This is a genomic window from Mycobacterium kyogaense (assembly GCF_003254575.1).
In the GTDB taxonomy this organism is placed as follows: domain Bacteria; phylum Actinomycetota; class Actinomycetes; order Mycobacteriales; family Mycobacteriaceae; genus Mycobacterium; species Mycobacterium kyogaense.
The window spans coordinates 1-19,856 of sequence record NZ_QJUA01000005.1; the positions used below are offsets into that span (position 1 = coordinate 1).

The 19,856-nt window shown below is 69.1% G+C and carries 20 protein-coding genes and 1 pseudogene; 13 read left to right on the forward strand and 8 right to left on the reverse strand.

The features are described 5' to 3' along the window. Positions 1 to 170: pseudogene (locus DMB80_RS28490) on the reverse strand (envelope integrity protein Cei); the annotation flags it as partial. A 179-nt stretch (positions 171 to 349) separates the two neighbouring features. Between DMB80_RS28490 and DMB80_RS05295 the strand changes: the two are divergent. Further along, positions 350 to 652: a DUF4193 domain-containing protein gene (locus DMB80_RS05295; RefSeq protein ID WP_046366510.1), complete on the forward strand. Its 303-nt coding sequence runs from the start codon at positions 350 to 352 to the stop codon at positions 650 to 652. 89 nt (positions 653 to 741) lie between these two features. On the opposite strand, the gene DMB80_RS05300 is transcribed toward DMB80_RS05295, so the two are convergent. After that, positions 742 to 1,221 carry a DUF3093 domain-containing protein gene (locus DMB80_RS05300; protein WP_111508894.1) on the reverse strand — a complete coding sequence of 160 codons (480 nt, stop codon included), beginning with the start codon at positions 1,219 to 1,221 and terminating at the stop codon, positions 742 to 744. 25 nt (positions 1,222 to 1,246) lie between these two features. On the opposite strand from DMB80_RS05300, the gene dut reads away from it, so the two are divergent. Beyond that, positions 1,247 to 1,711: a dUTP diphosphatase gene (gene dut, locus DMB80_RS05305; RefSeq protein ID WP_111508895.1), complete on the forward strand. Its 465-nt coding sequence runs from the start codon at positions 1,247 to 1,249 to the stop codon at positions 1,709 to 1,711. Further along, positions 1,698 to 2,450: a DUF3710 domain-containing protein gene (locus DMB80_RS05310; protein ID WP_111509039.1), complete on the forward strand. Its 753-nt coding sequence runs from the start codon at positions 1,698 to 1,700 to the stop codon at positions 2,448 to 2,450. Before dut ends, DMB80_RS05310 begins: the two co-directional genes overlap by 14 nt. On the opposite strand, the gene DMB80_RS05315 is transcribed toward DMB80_RS05310, so the two are convergent. After that, positions 2,447 to 3,163 carry an alpha/beta hydrolase gene (locus DMB80_RS05315; protein ID WP_111508896.1) on the reverse strand — a complete coding sequence of 239 codons (717 nt, stop codon included), beginning with the start codon at positions 3,161 to 3,163 and terminating at the stop codon, positions 2,447 to 2,449. The genes DMB80_RS05310 and DMB80_RS05315 overlap by 4 nt on opposite strands. 135 nt (positions 3,164 to 3,298) lie before the next feature. On the opposite strand from DMB80_RS05315, the gene DMB80_RS05320 reads away from it, so the two are divergent. Beyond that, positions 3,299 to 3,670: an OB-fold nucleic acid binding domain-containing protein gene (locus tag DMB80_RS05320; RefSeq protein WP_046366313.1), complete on the forward strand. Its 372-nt coding sequence runs from the start codon at positions 3,299 to 3,301 to the stop codon at positions 3,668 to 3,670. Continuing rightward, positions 3,667 to 4,371 (forward strand): DUF3159 domain-containing protein, encoded by a 705-nt coding sequence (locus DMB80_RS05325; protein WP_240431022.1) that lies wholly within the window; start codon positions 3,667 to 3,669, stop codon positions 4,369 to 4,371. Before DMB80_RS05320 ends, DMB80_RS05325 begins: the two co-directional genes overlap by 4 nt. Before the next feature lie 6 nt (positions 4,372 to 4,377). Here the strand turns inward: DMB80_RS05325 and DMB80_RS05330 are convergent, their stop codons facing one another. Together DMB80_RS05330 and DMB80_RS05335 are read right to left on the reverse strand one after the other, a co-directional pair. Then, entirely contained in the window at positions 4,378 to 5,043 is a 666-nt protein-coding gene (locus DMB80_RS05330; RefSeq protein WP_046366315.1) for a potassium channel family protein, read from the reverse strand. A 42-nt stretch (positions 5,044 to 5,085) separates the two neighbouring features. Further along, positions 5,086 to 5,757 (reverse strand): potassium channel family protein, encoded by a 672-nt coding sequence (locus DMB80_RS05335; protein ID WP_111508897.1) that lies wholly within the window; start codon positions 5,755 to 5,757, stop codon positions 5,086 to 5,088. Positions 5,758 to 5,876: 119 nt separating this feature from the next. Here DMB80_RS05335 and DMB80_RS05340 point away from each other — a divergent pair, with 119 nt between their 5' ends. The 4 genes from DMB80_RS05340 (at position 5,877) to dxs (ending at position 12,407) form a co-directional block, all read left to right on the forward strand. Beyond that, a complete protein-coding gene (locus DMB80_RS05340) occupies positions 5,877 to 7,871 on the forward strand; it encodes an APC family permease (protein ID WP_046366317.1) in 1,995 nt (664 codons plus the stop codon). Then, positions 7,868 to 9,076, forward strand: a complete 1,209-nt coding sequence (locus DMB80_RS05345) for a class I SAM-dependent RNA methyltransferase (protein ID WP_111508898.1) — start codon at positions 7,868 to 7,870, stop codon at positions 9,074 to 9,076. Before DMB80_RS05340 ends, DMB80_RS05345 begins: the two co-directional genes overlap by 4 nt. Positions 9,077 to 9,139: 63 nt before the next feature. Continuing rightward, a complete protein-coding gene (gene nhaA, locus DMB80_RS05350; RefSeq protein ID WP_111508899.1) occupies positions 9,140 to 10,465 on the forward strand; it encodes a Na+/H+ antiporter NhaA in 1,326 nt (441 codons plus the stop codon). A gap of 28 nt (positions 10,466 to 10,493) precedes the next feature. Further along, entirely contained in the window at positions 10,494 to 12,407 is a 1,914-nt protein-coding gene (gene dxs, locus DMB80_RS05355) for a 1-deoxy-D-xylulose-5-phosphate synthase (RefSeq protein WP_111508900.1), read from the forward strand. Positions 12,408 to 12,421: 14 nt separating this feature from the next. Here dxs and DMB80_RS05360 read toward each other — a convergent pair whose 3' ends face one another. Together DMB80_RS05360 and DMB80_RS05365 are read right to left on the reverse strand one after the other, a co-directional pair. Further along, entirely contained in the window at positions 12,422 to 13,699 is a 1,278-nt protein-coding gene (locus DMB80_RS05360) for an HRDC domain-containing protein (RefSeq protein WP_111508901.1), read from the reverse strand. Between the two features lie 6 nt (positions 13,700 to 13,705). Then, complete coding sequence (locus DMB80_RS05365) at positions 13,706 to 14,287, reverse strand: DUF3000 domain-containing protein (protein WP_046366792.1); 582 nt, start codon at positions 14,285 to 14,287, stop codon at positions 13,706 to 13,708. Positions 14,288 to 14,372: 85 nt separating this feature from the next. Here DMB80_RS05365 and hemE point away from each other — a divergent pair, with 85 nt between their 5' ends. From hemE to DMB80_RS05385, 4 genes are all read left to right on the forward strand, one after another. Beyond that, positions 14,373 to 15,437: a uroporphyrinogen decarboxylase gene (hemE, locus tag DMB80_RS05370; protein ID WP_073684558.1), complete on the forward strand. Its 1,065-nt coding sequence runs from the start codon at positions 14,373 to 14,375 to the stop codon at positions 15,435 to 15,437. Next, positions 15,434 to 16,774, forward strand: a complete 1,341-nt coding sequence (locus DMB80_RS05375) for a protoporphyrinogen oxidase (protein WP_111508902.1) — start codon at positions 15,434 to 15,436, stop codon at positions 16,772 to 16,774. The genes hemE and DMB80_RS05375 overlap by 4 nt, the downstream gene beginning before the upstream one ends. 23 nt (positions 16,775 to 16,797) lie before the next feature. Beyond that, positions 16,798 to 17,502, forward strand: a complete 705-nt coding sequence (hemQ, locus tag DMB80_RS05380; RefSeq protein ID WP_111508903.1) for a hydrogen peroxide-dependent heme synthase — start codon at positions 16,798 to 16,800, stop codon at positions 17,500 to 17,502. 182 nt (positions 17,503 to 17,684) lie between these two features. Beyond that, positions 17,685 to 19,451 carry a putative bifunctional diguanylate cyclase/phosphodiesterase gene (locus tag DMB80_RS05385; protein ID WP_121497466.1) on the forward strand — a complete coding sequence of 589 codons (1,767 nt, stop codon included), beginning with the start codon at positions 17,685 to 17,687 and terminating at the stop codon, positions 19,449 to 19,451. Here the strand turns inward: DMB80_RS05385 and msrB are convergent. Beyond that, positions 19,440 to 19,850, reverse strand: a complete 411-nt coding sequence (msrB, locus tag DMB80_RS05390; RefSeq protein WP_111508905.1) for a peptide-methionine (R)-S-oxide reductase MsrB — start codon at positions 19,848 to 19,850, stop codon at positions 19,440 to 19,442. The genes DMB80_RS05385 and msrB overlap by 12 nt on opposite strands. Positions 19,851 to 19,856: the final 6 nt, after the last annotated feature.

Consider the following 19,856-nt stretch of genomic DNA (forward strand, 5'->3'; position numbering starts at 1 on the left):
CACACCGCCACTTCCCGCACCTCCGGCGGTTGGGACAGCGCGATCACCCAGACCAGTAGCGCGGCCACGGCGAGTGCTGCGAACATCAAGGCTCCCGGCAGGAAGTTCCGCCGCCGGAACGGGCGCCCGTGCTTGTCGAACGCGGTGCCTTCGGTGATTTGCGCGACCACGGCACAGACTCTAGAGGCCGTTGGCCCGGCCTTCCGACCGGCATCGACACGTTGACCGGCGTCGATGTGACGCAAATCACATTAGATCAGGGGTCATTCCGGGCACGAATCATTTGGTGGAAGCGTTCGACGCTGGTACAAAACCAACGCTGCAATGAGCTTCACGGAGGGGATAGGCCATGGCTACCGATTACGACGCCCCACGGCGCACAGAGACCGACGATGTTTCCGAGGATTCCCTCGAGGAACTGAAGGCACGCCGCAACGAAGCTCAGTCTGCTGTCGTCGACGTCGACGAATCCGAGACCGCCGAATCGTTCGAACTGCCTGGTGCCGATCTGTCAGGTGAAGAACTGTCCGTACGGGTGATCCCGAAGCAGGCGGACGAGTTCACGTGTTCGAGCTGCTTCCTGGTGCATCACCGCAGCCGATTGGCCAGTGAGAAGAACGGCGTGATGATCTGCTCGGACTGTGCGGCCTGACGACGATCAAGCGGTGAGGGACGAGCCGCGTTGTGGGGGCACCTCCCGCTTGCGGGGGAAAGTCAGGCCAGACTGCGCGGCCTGACCCTCTAGGAGTTCAGCGCGGCGAGCACCCTGTCGGGGTGGCGAGCGCTGACGAGCCAGTACGGCGTCGGGTCGTCGGGGTCGTCGAGCACGAGCAGCACCAGCGGACCCACCCATGCGCGGTGGACGACGTAGGCGGCCGGGTCGAGTTGTCGGCCCAGCGCCGCCGATTTCGCTGATTTGGGCACCGTCGCCGAGCGGGTGATCACCGAGGCGGGCAGGTGTGCCCGGCCCACCCACAGTTCGGCGTTACCGGTCCCGGGGTCCACGACCGACACCTCCACCCGGCCGAGCCACAGCAAGGCGACGGCGGCGACGGGAAGGAGCAGCGCATAGGGCAGCCACAGCGGCAGCGCCGGGACGCCCTGATTGACCTCGAGCGCGATCAGGGCGGCGAGCCCCAGACCAGGCAGCCACCACCACCACGGCACCCAGAGCCGTTCGCGGTAGCGAACGCTGCGGGCGGTGGTGTGCGTGTCGGACACGCGGCCAAGAGTAATCTCTGACGCCGTGCCCACCTCCCTGCCGGTCGTTCGCCTGGATCCGGAACTGCCGATGCCCGAACGGGCCCATGACGGGGACGCCGGCGTCGACCTGTTCAGTGCCGTCGACGTCGAGCTGGCCCCGGGGGAGCGGGCGCTGGTCGGCACCGGGATTGCCGTCGCGATACCGCACGGCATGGTCGGGCTGATTCACCCGCGGTCGGGATTGGCTGCGCGCGTTGGTCTTTCGATCGTTAACAGCCCGGGGACGATCGACGCCGGGTATCGCGGTGAGATCAAGGTGTCGCTGATCAACCTCGATCCGCGAACTGCCATCGTCGTGCACCGGGGTGACCGGATCGCCCAGCTGCTGGTGCAGCGGGTGGAGTTGCCCGAGCTGGTGGAGGTCGACTCCTTCGACGAGGCGGGATTGGCCGACACGACCCGCGGCTCGGGTGGCCACGGATCTTCCGGCGGGCATGCCAGTCTGTGACGATGGCCGCAGAGACGTACCGACAAGCGCTGAGGTGGTAGCAGTGGAAGCCGACGAGGAACTCGAAGGCCCGTTCGACATCGACGATTTCGACGATCCCGAGCAGGCGGCCATCGCACGGCTGGACCTGGGCTCGGTGCTGATCCCGATGCCCGAGGCGGGCCAGGTGCAGGTCGAGATCAACGAGACCGGCGTGCCCAGCGCGGTCTGGGTGGTGACGCCGCACGGCCGATTCACCGTCGCCGCCTATGCCGCGCCGAAATCGACCGGCCTGTGGCGTGAAGTGGCCTCCGAGCTGGCTGAGTCGCTGCGCAAGGACGTCCCCAAGGTGAGCATCGAGGACGGTCCGTGGGGCCGCGAAGTGGTGGGCTCGGGCGGTCCCGCCGTCGTCCGCTTCATCGGCGTCGACGGCTATCGCTGGATGATCCGCTGCGTGGTCAACGGCCCGGAGGAGAGCATCCGGGCACTGGTCGACCAGGCCCGGGAAGCACTCGCCGACACCGTGGTCCGCCGCGGCGACACCCCGCTGCCGGTACGCACTCCTCTGCCGGTCGCGTTGCCTGAGCTGATGGCCGAGCAGCTGCGGGCCGCCACCGAGCAGGCTGCCGCCGCGCAGCAGGCGCAGGCCGCACCCGAACAACAGCAGCAGCCCGAGCCGCCGCAGCCGCCCACCGACGGGGCGCGTCGCGCCGCGCAGGGTTCGGCGATGCAGCAGCTGCGCACCATCACCGGCGGCTAGTCGTCGCGCTGCGCCGCCGCCAGCGCGGCGACGCACGCCGCGCCCAGTGTCGCCGGGTCGGCGCCGATGTCGGCCAGCGTCACCGTGCGCAGCGCCGCGCGGGGCGCGGCGGCCACCCACTCGAGTCCGACCTGCAACGGATGGACCGCGTCGTCGGTCGCCGACACCACTCCCATCGGCGCGCCGAGCCCCTCGAATTCGCCGACGGTGGGTGCGACGTAGCGGGCGGCCGCGTCCATGGCGTCCGGGAGGGCCGGCCACTGCGCGGCCCACGACCGGGTGAGCTCCTCGGCCAGCCACGCCGGGCTCGACGCCTGCATCGCCGTGGTGGTCGGCGTCAACCCGTCGCGGCGCAGCAGCGCCGCCGATGCCCGTGCGGCCTGGGCGGCCGGCGCGGTGTGGGGCTCACCGGTCCACGCCGGCAGTGCCGCGAGCACTGCGACGACATTCTGCGGGTGTGACAGAGCCCACGCCGCGGCGACGGCGGCGCCGATCGACACCCCACCCACCGCGATCGGGGCCGCGGCGGCGCGGGCGGCATCGGCAAGGGCGTCGAGGTAGCCGTCGATGAGCCGGTGCGGTTGCGGCGCGGGGGTCACCACCACCGCGCTGAGCTGGTGCAATGCCGGCGAAAACGCTCGGTGGACGAAGTCGTCGTCGGAGCCGGTGCCGGGCAGGAGCACAGTCGTGACACCGTGCAGATCGACCGTCATGTTTCGATCGTGCCTCGTCGTGGAATTCGCTCACTCGCGGCCCCGCCGCGGCGTTCGCATCTGGGAACCAACAGGTCTACCGTGGCGTTCGGTTGGAGTACCACCAGCAAAACGTGTTAGAGGTCAGGAGAAGCCATGGCCACGGCCGAGGGTTACCTGCGACGGCTCACCCGTCGGTTGACCGAAGACCCTGAGCAGCTCGACGTCGAAGAACTCAGCGACGACGTGGAGAGCACCGGGGCGCAGAAGGCGATCGACTGCCAGCGCGGTCAAGAGGTGACCATGATCGGGACGCTGCGCAGCGTCGAATGCAACGGCAAGGGATGCTCCGGCGGGGTGAAGGCCGAATTGTTCGACGGCACCGACTCCGTGGTGCTCGTCTGGCTGGGCCAGCGCCGCATCCCCGGTATCGAGCAGGGTCGCACCCTGAAGGTGCACGGCCGGGTCGGGAAGCTCGACAACGGCGCCAAGGCGATCTACAACCCCCACTACGAGATCCAGAAGTGAGCGCACCCGGCGACGAACCGGGCACCGAGGTCACACCAGAGAGCGCACCGGCGCGCGGCGCTGCCGTCCTGGAGCAGATGGGCGGCATCAGCGGCCTGATCTACTCGTCGCTGCCGGTCCTGGTGTTCGTCCCGGTGTCGACGGCCTTCGGGCTGCTACCCGCCATCGGCGCGGCGCTCGGCGTCGCGACACTGATCCTCATCTGGCGGCTGATCCGCAAGGACTCCGTGCAGCCGGCGATCTCCGGATTCTTCGGCGTCGGTATCAGTGCGTTGATCGCCTATCTGGTGGGCGCGTCCAAAGGCTATTTCCTGCTGGGCATCTGGACCTCGCTGCTGTGGGCCGTGGTGTTCGCCGTCTCCGTGGTGATCCGCCGGCCCATCGTCGGCTACATCTGGGGTTGGGTGCAGACGCAGGATCGCGGTTGGCGCGACGTGCGGCGCGCGGTGTACGCGTTCGACGTGGCCACCCTCGTCTGGGTGGCGGTGTTCGCGGCTCGCTTCCTCGTGCAGCAGCACCTCTACGACGAAGATCAGACCGGCTGGCTGGGAGTGGCGAGGATCGCGATGGGATGGCCGCTGACCGCGATCGCCGCCCTGGTCACCTACGGCGCGATCCGTGCGGCTCGCCGTGCGGTGCGGGAGCCGGCTGACAGCGTTGACAGTGACGACAGCGACGACAGCGTGGCCGAGCAGCGCTGAGCGCGCTCAGCGCTGCTGGGGGCGCAGGAGCAGTTCGCGCAGTTCGTCTTCGACCTCGGCCACGGCCACGAACAGCAGCTCGTCCCCACCTTCGAGGGGTTCGTCCCGTTCCGGCACGATCACCCGCGGGCCGCGCAGGATCGTGACCAGTGTCGCGTCGCGCGGCAACTCCAGGCGCTTGACCGGCTTGCCGCCCCACGGTGTGTCGTCGGGCAGCGTGATCTCCACCAGGTTGGCCTGACCCTTGCGGAACTCCATCAGCCGCACCAGGTCACCCACCGAGACGGCTTCCTCGACCAGCGAGGCCAGCATGCGCGGAGTCGACACCGCGACGTCCACGCCCCAGGATTCGTCGAACAGCCACTCGTTGCGCGGATCGTTGACGCGGGCCACCACCCGGGGCACCGCGAACTCGGTCTTGGACAGAAGGCTCAGCACCACGTTCGCCTTGTCGTCGCCCGTCGCGGCGATCACCACGTCGAACTCCTCCAGCTTGACCGCCTCCAGCAGGCTCAGCTCGCAGGCATCACCGAGCCGCCAGTGCGCGGCCGGAATGGCCTCCACGTCGATGTGATCGGAGTCCCGCTCGAGCAGGGTGACGTCGTGGGACTCCACCAGCTCGCGGGCGATGGACCGGCCGACCGCGCCCGCCCCGGCAATCGCTACTTTCATCTGCGCCGCTCCTCACAATCGTCGCCGGCGGTCTTCACGGCCTCAGCCCTCCGCGTCTTCGCTCGGCGGCAGCGCCGCGATGGCCAGCGCCTCGGCGATGTGGCCGGAGATCGCCGCCAGGTACACCTGATCGCCCGCCTGGATCACCGTCTTGGGATCGGGCAGCAGGCCCGCCCCGAAGCGGATGATGAACGCGACCCGGCCCGACGTCGCGGCCTCCAGATCGGTCAGGCGTCGTCCTGCCCAGCTCTCGTGCAGCGCGAGTTCGGTGACGCCGACGTTGCCGCTGGGGTCGCGCCACTTCGTGGTCTCGGTCTCGCGGATCAGGACGTTGAGAAGCCGGTCGGTGGTCCACGGCACGGTCGCCACGGTGGGGATGCCCAGCCGTTCGTAGACCGCGGCGCGCTTGGCGTCGTAGATGCGGGCCACCACCCGTTGCACACCGAAGGTCTCGCGGGCGACACGCGCGGAGATGATGTTCGAGTTGTCGCCGGAGGACACCGCCGCGAATGCCGCAGCGTCCTCGATGCCCGCCCGGATCAGCACGTCACGGTCGAAGCCCATCCCGAGCACGCGTTGGCCCGGGAACGAGGAAGACAAGCGGTGGAAAGCCGTGCCATCACGGTCGATGACGGAGACGTCGTGGCCGATCCTGGCCAGACTGTCGGACAGCGACGCGCCGACGCGGCCACATCCCATCACCACTACACGCACTGCGGGTCCTTTCCGGCGGGGCCGAATGTGGCGGTTTCGAGGGCTGTTACCACCCGCGCACTGAGGAACGCTACCGCTTTGCAACGCCTCGTGACCGTCGGGCTTTAGTCTTGGCACTCGTGTCCAAGCTTTCGACGGCCGCCCGACGGCTCGTACTGGGCCGGCCGTTCCGCAGCGACAAGCTCGCGCACACGCTGCTGCCGAAACGGATCGCGCTCCCGGTGTTCGCCTCTGACGCGCTGTCCTCGGTCGCCTACGCCCCCGAAGAGATCTTCCTGGTGCTCTCGGTCGCCGGACTGTCGGCCTACTCGATGGCGCCCTGGATCGGTCTGGTGGTCGCCGCGGTCATGCTGATCGTGATCGCCAGCTATCGGCAGAACGTGCACGCCTATCCATCGGGCGGTGGCGACTACGAGGTGGTGACCACCAACCTCGGTCCCACCGCGGGCCTGACGGTCGCCAGCGCACTGCTGGTCGACTACGTGCTCACCGTCGCGGTGTCGATGTCGTCGGCGATGTCCAACATCGGGTCGGCGATACCGTTCGTCGACCAGCACAAGGTGTGGTTCGCGGTCATCGCGATCCTGGTGCTGGCCTCGCTGAACCTGCGCGGTATCCGGGAATCGGGCACGGCGTTCGCGATCCCGACCTACGCCTTCATGATCGGCATGTACGTGATGCTGGGCTGGGGCTTCTTCCAGATCTATGTGTTGGGCCATCACTTACGTGCCGAGTCGGCGGGTTTCGAGATGCACTCCGAGCACGGCGACGTCCTGGGGTTCGCGCTGGTGTTCCTGATCGCGCGGGCCTTCTCCTCGGGCAGCGCGGCGCTGACCGGTGTCGAGGCGATCAGCAACGGTGTGCCGGCGTTCCAGAAACCCAAGTCCCGCAACGCCGCGACCACGCTGCTGCTGCTCGGCGTCATCGCGATCACCCTGTTCATCGGCATCATCATGCTGGCGCGCGCCACGGGGGCGCAGATCGCCGAGCGTCCACTGGAACAGCTCGGCGGGGCGCCGCCGGACTACCAGCAGAAGACGCTGATCGCCCAGTTGGCCGACGCCGTCTTCCACGACTTCCCGATCGGTCTCTACCTGATCGCGGGGGTGACCGCACTGATCCTGGTCCTGGCCGCGAACACCGCGTTCAACGGGTTCCCGGTGCTGGGGTCCATCCTGGCCCAGGACCGCTTCCTGCCGCGGCAGCTGCACACCCGCGGTGACCGGTTGGCGTTCTCCAACGGCATCCTGTTCCTGGCATTCGGCGCGATCGCGTTCATCGTGGCGTTCCAGGCGCAGGTGACCGCTCTGATCCAGCTGTACATCGTCGGGGTGTTCGTGTCGTTCACCCTCAGCCAGATCGGCATGGTGCGGCACTGGACACGGCTGCTGCGCACCGAGACCGACTCGTCCGCGCGGGCCCGGATGATGCGCTCGCGCATCATCAACACGATCGGCTTCCTGTGCACCGGAACGGTGCTGATCATCGTCGTGCTCACCAAATTCCTGGTCGGAGCGTGGATCGCGATCCTCGCGATGGCTGCGCTGTTCTTCATCATGAAGCTGATCCACAAGCACTACGCCTCGGTGAGCCGTGAACTCGAGGCCAGGGCCGCCGAGATGGAGGACATCGTGCTGCCCAGCCGCAACCACGCTGTGGTGCTGGTGTCCAACGTGCACATGCCGACGTTGCGCGCGCTGGCCTATGCGCGCGCCACCCGCCCCGACATGCTGGAAGCGATCACCGTCAGCGTCGACGACGCGGAGACCCGCGAACTGGTGCACAAGTGGGAGTCCAGCGACATCAGTGTGCCGCTGAAGGTGATCGCCTCGCCCTACCGCGAGATCACCAGGCCCGTCCTCGATTACGTCAAGCGGGTCAGCCGGGAATCGCCGCGCACGGTGGTGACCGTGTTCATCCCCGAGTACGTGGTCGGTCACTGGTGGGAGCAGGTGCTGCACAACCAGAGCGCTCTGCGGCTCAAGGGCAGGCTGCTGTTCGAGCCCAACGTGATGGTGACGTCGGTGCCGTGGCAGCTGTCGTCGTCGGAACGACTGAAAAAACTTGCGCCGCAGTCGGCTCCGGGCGACGCGCGCAAGGGGTTCCTCGATTGAGCGCAGACTCGCCGACCGAGTTGATCCTGACCACGGGTCGCCCCGCCAACGGTGGCAGCGTCGTCGCTCGCCACGACGGCCGAGTGGTGTTCGTGCGCTACGCACTGCCCGGAGAGACGGTGCGGGCGCGTCTGGTCGGCGCGTCGTCGACGCGGGAGAAGTTCTGGAACGCCGAGACGGTCGAGGTGATCGAGCCGTCGCCGGATCGCGTCGACTCCTGGTGCCCCATCGCAGGTGTGGGCGGCTCGGGATGCTGCGACCTGGCATTCGTCGAGCCGGCCGCGGCGCGTCGTCTCAAGGGTGCCGTCGTCGCCAATCAGCTTGCGCGGCTGGGCAATTATCACTGGCGTGCTGAGGACGAGGCGGCTGCGGAGGCAGTCGGGGACGCCGGTCACACCGGCTGGCGCACCCGGGTGCGCCTCGCTGTGTCGGACGACGGGCGGGCCGGGTTCCACCGATACCACAGCGCCGATCTCGTACACCGACTCGACTGTGCGCAGGTGCCCGACACGCTGCTGTCCGGCGTGGCGGAGCAGCGGTGGCCTCCCGGCGCCGCGGTGCACGTCGCCGTCGACGACGACGGGCGCCGGCACGTCGTCGTGGCGGTCAAGGGCCGGAAAACCGAAGTGCGAGAAGGTGATTACGAGGGAGTTCAGCGGGTTGCAGGGCGGACGTGGCGCGTGCCGGTGACCGCCTTCTGGCAGGCGCACCGGGACGCGCCGGCGCTCTACAGCGCATTGGTGGCCGAATGGGCGCAACTCGAGCCGGGTATGACCGCGTGGGATCTCTACGGCGGTGCAGGGGTGTTCGCGGCAGCGTTGGCGGACGCGGTGGGGGAGAGCGGTCGCGTGCTCACCGTCGACACATCGCGTGGAGCGGCGCGCGCCGCGCGTGCCGCGCTCGGCGACCTCGGCACCGTCAGTGTGGTCACGGATTCGGTGCGCCGTGCGCTGGCTGGGCAGTCCGTCCGCGCCGACGTCGCCGTACTCGATCCGCCGCGGACCGGGGCGGGCCGCGACGTGATCGCCGCGCTGGCCGCAGCCGAGGTGCCCCGGATCATCCACATCGGCTGTGAGGCAGCCTCTTTCGCACGCGATATCGGCCTGTATCGAGAGGGTGGCTACCAGGTCGAGAACCTGCGGGTGTTCGATTCGTTCCCCCTCACCCATCACGTCGAATGTGTGGCGGTGCTCACCCGGGGGTAGGGTTACCCGCAGGTGTGCCGGGAAGTCTGGTCGGCGTCGATTCGGCGACCAAGGAGGCAATTCATGGCCGGTGACACCCCTGTGCCTTTGCGGCGGCGACTGTTCAGCCGCGGTTCCTGGGCGGAGACCAGCCGCGTCAGCGAGATCCTGCGCAAGGAAACCGTCGGCGGCGTCATCCTTTTGGTGGCGGCCGCCGCCGCGCTCGTCTGGGCGAACTCGCCGTGGTCGGCCAGCTACTTCTCGTTGCGGGATCTCGAGGTCGGCCCCCACGTGCTGGGCCTGCACCTGAATCTGACGCTGGGGGTGTGGGCGGCCGACGGGCTGCTGGCGATCTTCTTCTTCGTCGTCGGTCTGGAGCTCAAGCGAGAGTTCGTCGCCGGCGACTTACGTGACCCGAGCCGTGCGGCGCTGCCGATTGCCGCCGCGGTCGGAGGCATGGCGGTGCCCGCGCTGATCTTCGTCGCGATCAACGCCGGTACCGGTGACGGGGCCCTGCGCGGCTGGGCGATTCCGACGGCGACCGACATCGCGTTCGCGGTGGCCGTGCTGGCTGTCATCGCCACCCACTTGCCCTCCGCGCTGCGCACGTTCTTGTTGACGTTGGCGGTCGTCGACGACCTGCTGGCCATCACCGTCATCGCGGTCTTCTACTCCGAGAAGATCAACCTGGTCGCGTTGGCGGCCACGCTGGTACCGCTCGGGCTGTTCGCGCTGTGCGTGCAGCGTCGGATCCGCTCCTGGTGGTTGCTGATTCCACTGGCCGTCATCACCTGGGTGCTGATGCACGAGTCGGGCGTGCACGCCACCGTCGCCGGCGTACTGCTGGGGTTCATGGTGCCCGTGCTGCGCAGTGAGGCCGCCGGGGGACCCGACGCCGGGCCAGGGCTCGCCGAACACTTCGAACACCGGCTGCGGCCGATCTCCGCGGGATTCGCGATCCCGGTGTTCGCGTTCTTCGCCGCCGGGGTCGGAATCGGCGGCCTGGACGGGCTCGGCCGGGCGCTGACCGACCCGATCACGCTGGGCATCATCGCCGGTCTGGTCCTGGGCAAGCCGCTGGGCATCGTGCTCACCACCCGAGTGCTGTCGACGGTGACCCGGGCGAAACTCGATCCGTCGCTGCGGTGGATCGACGTGTTCGGCATGTCGCTGCTGGCGGGCATCGGGTTCACGGTGTCTCTGCTGATCGGTGATCTCGCGTTCGGCATGGGCTCCGAGCGTGACGAATTCGTGAAGATCGGAGTGTTGTCTGGATCACTGTTGGCGGCCTGCTTGGCTGCGGTGGTCCTGCTGACCAGGAACGCCACCTACCGGCGCATATGCGAGGAGGAAACGGTGGACGAGGACCGCGACGGCGTGCCCGATGTGTACCAGCGTCGCAACGACTGATCTGGGCTCCGGTGCGTAGACTGGCCCAATGCTTGAACAGATCCGCGGTCCCGCTGATCTTCAGCACCTGTCGCAGGCACAGGTGGATGCGCTGGCCAAGGAGATCCGCCACTTCCTGATCCACAAGGTCGCGGCGACCGGCGGCCACCTGGGACCCAATCTCGGTGTCGTGGAGCTGACGTTGGCGCTGCACCGCGTCTTCGATTCGCCCCACGATCCGATCCTGTTCGACACCGGGCACCAGGCCTACGTGCACAAGATGCTCACGGGTCGCGCGCAGGATTTCGAGACGCTGCGCAAGAAGGACGGCCTGTCGGGCTACCCCTCGCGCGAGGAGAGCGTGCACGACTGGGTCGAATCGAGCCACGCCAGCTCGGCGCTGTCGTACGCCGACGGTCTGGCCAAGGCGTTCGAGCTGAGCGGGCATCGCAATCGCCATGTCGTCGCCGTCGTCGGAGACGGCGCGTTGACCGGTGGCATGTGCTGGGAGGCGATGAACAACATCGCGGCCTCCAAGCGTCCGGTGGTGATCGTCGTCAACGACAACGGCCGCAGCTATGCGCCGACGATCGGCGGCTTCGCCGAGCACCTGGCCCGCCTGCGTCTGCAGCCCGGCTACGAGCGGGTGCTCGAGGAAGGCCGCAAAGCGGTGCGGGGCGTGCCGATGATCGGCGAGTTCTGCTACCAGTGCATGCACAGCATCAAGGCCGGTATCAAGGATGCGTTGTCTCCGCAGGTGATGTTCACCGATCTGGGACTCAAGTACGTCGGTCCCATCGACGGTCATGACGAACACGCCGTGGAGAGCGCCCTCCGGCATGCCCGTGCGTTCAACGCGCCGGTGGTCGTGCACGTCGTCACCCGCAAGGGCATGGGGTACGCGCCCGCGGAGAACGACGAAGACGACCAGATGCACGCCTGCGGCGTCATCGACCCGGAGACGGGCCTGGCCACCACGATCCCCGGTCCCGGCTGGACGTCGACATTCTCCGACGCGCTGATCTCGCAAGCCGGCAAGCGGCGCGATGTCGTCGCGATCACCGCGGCGATGCCGGGTCCGACGGGTCTGTCAGCGTTCCGGCTGCGCTATCCCGACCGCTTCTTCGACGTGGGCATTGCCGAGCAGCACGCGATGACGTCGGCCGCCGGGTTGGCGATGGGCGGTATGCATCCTGTCGTCGCGGTGTACTCGACGTTCCTGAACCGGGCGTTCGACCAGGTGATGATGGACGTCGCGCTGCACAAGCTGCCGGTGACCATCGTGCTGGACCGCGCCGGCGTCACCGGTCCCGACGGGGCCAGCCACAACGGCATGTGGGACCTGTCGATCCTCGGCGTGGTCCCCGGCATGAGGGTGGCGGCGCCCCGCGACGGCGCCCGGCTGCGGGAGGAGCTGGGCGAGGCCCTCGACGTCAACGACGGACCCACCGCCATTCGCTTCCCCAAAGGCGATGTGGGACAAGACATCACGGCGGTCGAACGGCGCGACGGGGTGGACGTCCTGGCGAAGCCCGCGGACGGTCTCACCGACGACGTGCTGGTCATCGCGGTTGGCCCGTTCGCGACGATGGCGCTGGCGGTGGCCGAGCGGCTGCGCAACCAGGGCATCGGCGTCACCGTCGTCGATCCCCGGTGGGTGCTCCCGGTGCCCGCGGTGCTCACCACGCTGGCCGCTGCGCACAAGCTCGTGGTCACCCTCGAGGACAACGGGGTGCACGGCGGCGTCGGTTCGGCTGTCTCGGCCTCGCTGCGTCGGGCCGAGATCGACGTGCCGTGCCGTGACGCCGCGCTGCCGCAGGAGTTCTTCGCGCACGCCTCGCGCGGCGAGGTGCTCTCAGAGGTGGGCCTGACCGAGCGTAACCTCGCCCGGCAGATCACCGGCTGGGTGGCGGCGCTGGGCACCCGCATCGCGGAGAAGGAAGTCAGCCAGCAACTGGACTGAGCGGTGCTCGGTCGCTAGTCGCCGGGTGCCGATTCCAGGGCCGCGGTCAACACCGGCGCGGTGAGGTCCCGCTGCCAGCGCCGGGCGGCTGTGGTGTCCAGAAACGCCTCCACGGCGGCGGCGGTGTCGTTCGTGGCGACCCAATCCCAGCACAGCCGCCGCACGATCTCGGGTGCCAGCAGATTCTCCGGCGGTACCGAAACCTGTTGTGCCAGTTCGTTGATCGCGGCCCGCGCCGCCTCCAACCGCGCGGCGGCCTCCGGTTTGCGGCGGGCCCACCGCGACGCAGGTGGCGGCCCGCTGGCCGGTTCCTGCGAGGACGGCGGCTCCGCGGTGCGGGCCCGGGCCAACGCGTCGAGCCAGACGCCGGCGCTGCGCCGCTGCCTGGACCCACCGAATATGGGCAAGGCGGTGAGCTTCTCGACGGTGTCGGGGTCCGCAGTGGCCGCGTTGACGATCGCGGCGTCGGGCAGAATCCGGCCGGGGGCGATATCGCGCCGTCGGGCGATCTGGTCGCGGGTGAGCCACAGTTCGCGCACCGCCGCCAGGGCGCGCGGGTCACGGACCTTGTGGATTCCGGAGGTGCGCCGCCAGCGATCCCGCCGGGTCGGCGTGCCCTCGGCCGTCCGCAGATGCTCGAATTCCTCGCGCGCCCAGTCGCTTTTGCCCTGGGCGGTGAGCTGCTCGTCGATCGCGTCGCGCAGTTCTATCAACACCTCGACGTCGAGCGCGGCGTAATTCAACCACTCGTCGGGCAGCGGCCGCTTCGACCAGTCCGCAGCGCCGTGCCCCTTGGTCAGCGCCAGACCGAGCAGCTGCTGGACCATCGAGGCGAGGTTCACCCGGTCGAGGTTGGCCAGCCGCCCGGCGAGTTCGGTGTCGTACAGCGACGGCGGCTGCATACCGATCTCCGCCAGGCAGGGCAGATCCTGATCGGCGGCATGCAGGATCCACTGGTCCTCGGCCAGGACCTGCGCCAACGGGGCGAGCACCTCGACGGAGTCGCCGCCGTGGCTGACGGGATCGATCAGCACGGTGCCGGCGCCGGCCCGCCGGATCTGCACCAGATAGGCGCGGTTGGAGTAGCGAAAGCCGGACGCGCGTTCGGCGTCGACGGCGAAGGCGCCCGAGCCGGATGCGAGAAGGTCTGCGGCGCGGGCGATTTCGCTGCGGCTGACCGCGACGTTCGGGACCCCCTCGCGCGGGGTCAGCAGCGGCGTCGCTTCAGAGGCCTCGGGGTCGCCGGAGTGGTCGGCGTCCGGCGGGGCACCGCCGGTGTCGGGTTCGGTCATCGACGATCAGGCGCGGGTCCGCGAACCCAGGTCGGTCACCCCGGCGGGCGGCAGGCCTGCAGCGTGTTCGAGCACCTCGCAGAACGCCTCGACGTGCGGCCCCAGCTCCAAGGTGGTGGCGGTCCATGACGCCCGCAGCTCCAGTTGGTGCGCGCGGGGCGGACCGGAGATGTCGCCGTAGCGCACCGACGTGGTGGCGGTGACGGTGCCGCCGAGTGCGGTGTGTTCATCGGCCCGCTCGGCGAGCGCCTCCACCAGCCAGCTCCACGCCACCTCGGGCAGCAGCGGATCCACGGCCTCGGTGGAATCGAGATCGGCCTGGATATAGGCGACCAGCCGCATCGTGCCGTCCCACGCGTCGGCGCCCTCGGGGTCGTGCAGCAGGATCAACCGGCCGAACGCGTCGCCGTCGGAGCGCTCCGGGACGACCGCGGCGTCGGCGTGCTTGACCTCGGCGCCGAGCGCGTAGCTGTACGGGGCGAGGCGTTGCGGCGGCCGGATCGGGCCCAGCTCGATCTCCGGCCGCACGGTGGTGGCGTTCATCGCCGCCACCGCTTCACGGAATTGAGCCGGTTCGGCGGAGGTCACGCCGATCGACGGTAGTCGATTCTCACAGGTCTGTGCTCATGGCGCGCCGATTCGGGGCGCACCGGGCATGGCAGCATGGGCAGCGATGAACACGCGCCGCGAGCTGCCCGAATCGCCCTACCTGGCTGCCGTCGCCGGCCGCAAACCTCACCGCACCCCGGTGTGGATGATGCGGCAGGCCGGTCGGTCGCTGCCCGAATACCGGGCTCTGCGGGCCAAGAACACCATGATGCAGGCCTGCTTCGACGCCGACCTGATCACCGAGATCACGCTGCAGCCGGTGCGTCGTCACGACGTCGATGCCGCAATCCTGTTCTCCGACATCGTCGTCCCGCTGCGCGCGGCCGGCGTTGCGTTGGACATCGTGCCCGATGTGGGTCCGGTGATCGACCACCCGATCCGCACCCGCGCCGACGTCGCTGCGATCACGGCGCTGGATTCCGATCAGGTGGCGCCGGTGGCGACGGCGGTGAGCCGGCTGACCCGCGAGCTCGGGCAGGTGCCGTTGATCGGCTTCGCCGGGGCGCCGTTCACGCTGGCGTCCTACCTGGTGGAGGGCGGTCCGAGCCGCAACCACGAGCACACCAAGGCGATGATGCTGGGCGAGACCGATACCTGGCACGCCTTGATGGAGTCCCTGACCGAGGTCACGATCGCGTTCCTGCGCACGCAGATCGAGGCCGGTGTGGACGCGATCCAGGTCTTCGACTCCTGGGCCGGCACCCTCTCGCTGGTCGACTACCGCACCTACGTGCTGCCCCACAGCGCCAGGGTGTTCGCCGAGTTGGCCGGCTACGGTGTGCCGATGACGCACTTCGGCGTCGGTACGGCCGAGTTGCTCGGCGCCATGTCGGAAGCCGTCGTGGGGCACGGGGTGCCCGCGGTCGTCGGGGTGGACTGGCGGACCTCGCTCACTGATGCGGCGGCACGGGTGCAGCGGGGAGCCGCGCTGCAGGGCAACCTCGACCCGGTGGTGCTGCTGGCCGGTAAGCCCGTGGTGGAGCGGGCGGTGCGTGCGGTCATCGACGACGGGCGGCGCGCGGTCGACGCCGGGGCGCTCGGGCACGTCTTCAACCTCGGTCACGGCGTGCTGCCCGCCACCGACCCCGACGTCATCACCGAGGCCGTGGCTCTGGTGCACCAGCTGTGACGACGTATTGCGTTGTCGGAGGCGGCATTTCGGGACTGGTCGCCGCATACCGACTGCGCGTGATGGCCGGTCCCGATGCGTCGATCACCCTACTGGATCCGGCGGACCGGCTCGGTGGCGTGCTGCGCACCGAACGCATCGGCGGGCAACTGATCGACGTCGGCGCGGAAGCCTTCGTCACCCGTCGCCCCGAGGTGCCCGCGCTGCTGGGCGAGCTGGGCCTGTCGGGCAAGCAGCTGACCACCACCGGGGTGCGCCCCCTGATCCACAGCGAAGGCCGGCTGCATCCGCTGCCGCAGCACACCGTCAACGGCATCCCGACGCGGCCGGCATCGCTGACCGGGCTGGTCGACGACGCCACGATCCGCTGGATGCTCGACGAGCCCCGCCGACCGCTGCCCTGGACACCCGGTGCCGACCCGACCGTCGCCGAACTGGTCGGCGACCGATTCGGCGAGCAAGTGGTGGTGCGGTCGATCGACCCGCTGCTGGCCGGTGTGTACGCGGGATCCGCCGCGACGATCGGGTTGCGCGCGGCCGCGCCCACGGTGGCGACGGCACTGGACCGCGGGGCGCGCAGCCTCACAGAGGCCGTCACCACCGCGCTACCGCCGCCGCAGCCGGGATCGGTGTTCGGCGCGATCGACGGCGGTTACGCCGTCCTCATCGACGAGCTGGTGCGCCGGTCCGGCCTGACCTGGGCGCAGGTCGCGGTGCGCAGCGTCCGTCCGGCGCCCCACGGCTGGGATGTGCTCGACGACGAGGGGGCGCGCTGGCCGGCTGATGCGGTGGTGCTGGCGGTGCCCGCGCCGCGGCTGCCGGCCCTGCTCGGCGACCTGGCGCCGCGCACTGTCGCCGCCGCGCGCCGCATCGAGGTGGCCTCGGCGGCGGTGGTGGCGCTGGCGCTGCCCGGCGGCACCCCGCTTCCCGAGCAATCCGGGGTGCTGGTCGCCGGTCGCGGTCGTCTGCACACCAAGGCGGTGACACTGTCGTCGCGCAAGTGGGGTCGGCGCGGCAGCGTCGAGATGGTTCGGCTGTCCTATGGCCGCTTCGGTGACGACCTCGCCCGGCGGGCGGGGGACGAAGAGCTGTTGACGTGGGCTGAGCAGGACCTGGCGACGCTGTTCGGCACCACGGTGACCCCGGAGGACAGCAAGGTGGTGCGCTGGCTCGACGCGATGCCGCAGTACGGACCGCGGCACGCCGACCTGGTCGCCGAACTGCGGGCCGGGCTGCCGTCGGGGCTCGCGGTGGCCGGTGCCTACCTCGACGGCATCGGGGTGCCGGCCTGCGTGGCGGCCGCCACCAGGGCAGTGGCGGCGATCGTGGCTCGATAAGGCGCCGTGGCACGATAGACGCCATGGCCAAGCTCGACTTCGACGCGATCAACTCCACCGTCCGCTACCTGATGTTCTCGGTGTATGCGGTCAAGCCCGGGGTGCTGGCCGACGGTGACGACGCGCGAGCCGCAGTCGTCGACGAAACCGAGGCGTTCCTGAAGCAGCAGCAGGACAACGGTGTCGTCGTGCGCGGGATCTACGACGTCGCCGGCATGCGGGCCGACGCCGACTTCATGATCTGGACCCACGCCGACAACGTGGAGGCGCTGCAGGCCACCTATGCCGATTTCCGTCGCACCACCACGCTGGGCCGCGCCTCGACGCCAGTGTGGAGCAATGTCGCGCTGCACCGTCCGGCGGAGTTCAACAAGAGTCACGTGCCGGCGTTCATGGCCGGCGAGGAGCCGGGCGCCTACATCTGCGTGTATCCGTTCGTCCGGTCCCTGGAGTGGTACCTGCTGCCCGACGAGGAGCGCCGGCGGATGCTGGCCGAGCACGGCATGGCCGCGCGCGGCTACAAGGATGTCCGCGCCAACACGGTGCCCGCCTTCGCGCTGGGTGACTACGAGTGGCTGCTGGCCTTCGAAGCGCCGGAACTCCATCGCATCGTCGATCTGATGCGTGACCTGCGTGCAACCGACGCGCGCCGTCATGTCCGAGAGGAAACGCCGTTCTACACCGGGCCGCGCGTTTCGGTCGAGCACCTGGTCAACGCGTTGCCCTGATTTTGCTGGCTGGTGAATCTTTTACGTATCCCCGGCGGATTCTGCAAATTATTGACAGCCGCGTCGATCCACTTCGTAGAGTCTTTATGCCCTGCTTTATCCGGAAAATACTGTTCCAGCAAATGACTCTTTTCCCGCTCAACGCAGTTTTGCCCGCCGCTGTCCATTGCTAATATCCCCCCATGCCGAAGACCAGGGGGGTGGCGGCCGGCGCGCTCAGTGTCGGTGCGGCCTACGGCGCCTGGCTGTGGTTCGGCTGGGGTGGCCCGACGGTCATCCGCGTCCTCGACGACGTCGGTCTCGCCGTCTTCGCCCTGATCGCCGGGTGCTGTGCCGCGTGGGCGACGTGCTCACTCCGCGGTCCTGATCGCACAGCCTGGGCGTTCATGGCGGCCGGTCTGTTCGGGTGGGCCGCCGGCGAGGCGGTGTGGTCCTACTACGACCTGGTCGTCGGTGGGGTGGCCTCGCCGTCGTTAGCGGACGCCGGCTTCCTGTTGTTCCTGGTTGGTGCCGGACTGTGTCTGACCGTCATGCTCGCCGCGGCCCCGCCCGGTACGCAGCTCCGGGTCGTGATCGACGGGCTGATCGTCGCGGCCGCGATCTTCGGTGCCGTGTGGGTGATCTGGCTGGGTGCGGTGTACGCGGCGCGGGGCAACGACGCGCTGTCGGTGACCATGGCCCTGGTCTACCCGGTGACCGACATCGCGTTGATGACCATCGCCGGGTTGATGTTGTCGCGGTCGTCTGCGGTGCGGCGCGGACAGATGGCACTGCTCACCGCGGGTCTGTCCGGTATCGCGTTCTCGGACGTGGCCTTCGCCTATCTGACCGCAACCGGCACCTACGACGGTCAGCACCACCTGGCGGCCGGCTGGGCGACGGGCTTCCTGCTGATCGCAGCCGCGGCGGTGCGCGCGCGGCAGACCGGCTCCGACGGGGCCGACGCACCGTCGGCCCCGGTGTCAGGCTGGCTGCCGTACGTGCCGGTGCTGCTGTCGGCGGTGCTGTGCACCCCGGTGCTGATCGCCGGAATGGGGCCGGTGTTCGTGGCCGTCGCCGTCATCGTGATCGCCGTGACCATCCGACAGTTCGTGATCCTCGGCGAGAACCGCAAGCTGCGCGCCGACATCGCCGGCCGGGCCGACTCAGGCCCACCGCCGATCCTGGTCGAGCTCAGGCACGCCATCGAACACGGCGAACTGCGGGTGGTGTACCAGCCGCAGTACGACCTCTTCACCGAGGAGATCATCGGCGCCGAGGCGCTCGTCCGCTGGCCGCATCCCCGCCGTGGATTGCTCAGTCCTGACCAGTTCCTGCCGCTGGTGAACGAGACCGGCCTGATGACGTCGCTGACCACCGCGGTGCTGGACCTGGCTCTCGGGGACGCGGCAGTCTGGCACAGCAAGGGTTTCGAGATCCCCGTCGCGGTGAACGTGTTCGCCCCCGTCGTGAGCGACCCCGCGCTGAGCGCCAACATTGCAGAAGCTCTGCGCCGGCACGGGCTTGCGCCGCAGGCGCTCGCCGTGGAGATCACCGAGGACCGGTTGCTCGCCGACCTGCCGGGCACCCGGTCAGCCCTCGAACGTCTACGCACCAGCGGTATCCAGGTCGCGCTCGATGACTTCGGCAGTGGCTATTCGGCCCTGTGGTATCTGCGCGACTTCCCGGTCGACCAGGTCAAGCTGGACCGGGAGTTCATCGCGCCGATCCTGACGCACGGACCGTCGGCGACCATCGTGCGCGCGGTCATCGAGATGACTCACGCGCTGGGGCACACGCCGGTCGCCGAGGGAGTGGAAAGCGCGGAGATCGCCGACCGGTTGCGGCAGTACGGTTGCCGGGTGGCGCAGGGGTTCTACTTCAGCCGACCGATGCCGGCCGACGAGATGCTGGCCCTGCTCGAAGAACAGCGGCGTCAACGGGCTGACGCCCGAGCATCACTGACCTGAGGGCACGAGCCGCAGCGAGATCGAGTTGATGCAGTACCGCTGATCGGTCGGGGTCGGGTAGCCCTCGCCGTCGAAAACGTGGCCGAGATGGCTGTGGCAGTTGGCGCACAGCACCTCGACCCGGTGCATGCCCAGGGTGTCGTCGGAGCGCAGGATCACCGCGTCGGAATCGGCGGGGTCGAAGAACGACGGCCAGCCGCAATGGGATTCGAACTTCTCGGTGCTGCGGAACAGTTCAGCGCCGCACGCGCGGCACTGGTAGACGCCCTCGGTCTTCGTGTCGGTGTACTCGCCGGTGAACGGCCGCTCGGTGCCGGCACGCCGCAGCACGGCGAACTCTTCGGGGTTCAGCCGCTCGCGCCACTGGTCGTCGGTGAGCTGCAGCTTGGGACCTGTCATGCCGCC